The sequence below is a fragment of the Halolamina salina genome, from assembly GCF_042678005.1.
GTDB classification, from domain to species: domain Archaea; phylum Halobacteriota; class Halobacteria; order Halobacteriales; family Haloferacaceae; genus Halolamina; species Halolamina salina.
This window is the reverse complement of the sequence record NZ_JBHUDH010000158.1, coordinates 1-587: the sequence shown is the minus strand read 5'-3', so window position 1 is coordinate 587 and position 587 is coordinate 1. Positions and strand designations below refer to the sequence as shown.

Annotated in this window: 1 pseudogene; it reads left to right on the top strand. The window is 56.2% G+C overall.

The annotated features are described in order from the left end of the window. Positions 1-38: 38 nt before the first annotated feature. A pseudogene (locus ACFR9S_RS13010) lies at positions 39-587 on the top strand (hypothetical protein); the annotation flags it as partial.

The window sequence follows — 587 nt, the reverse complement described above, 5'->3', positions numbered from 1 at the left end:
CTCGTTTTCAAGCGACCTGCCCAATCGGGTGAGCCAGTATGACTGACAAGACCGACATCAGTACGGCCAACACGATGCGTGAGCGCTCAGGCGAGAGTCGGATTAAACTCTGGTTGCTGCTGCGCGCGAACCGCTTTCTCGTCTCCATCGTCCTGACCAGTGCCGTGTTCGTCGCATTCGTCATCGCCGTCGCTGTCCTCGATCCACCGTTTTCACAGCAAATCGAGTCCGGCGACATGACCGACACGATGTTCTCGACGATGATCACGGTCATCGTGACTGGGACGACACTCGTCGTCACGATCGGTCAGCTCGTCCTCTCCCAAGAGAACGGCCCGCTCGGTGATCAACGCGAGCGGATGGCCAGTTCGATGGATGTCCGGGACTTTACTGAAGAATTAATCGGATCTCCGAGTCCTGCCGATCCATCCGAATTCCTCCGGCAGATCATCGGAATCACGGCACAACGGACGACGGCTCTTCGAGAGTCTATTGACAAGAATGATAACGAGAACCTCCGAGAAGAGGTCGATGAATTCGCTGAAAGCGTCACTGGGAACGCTGACACGGTGCGTGACCAACTTGAG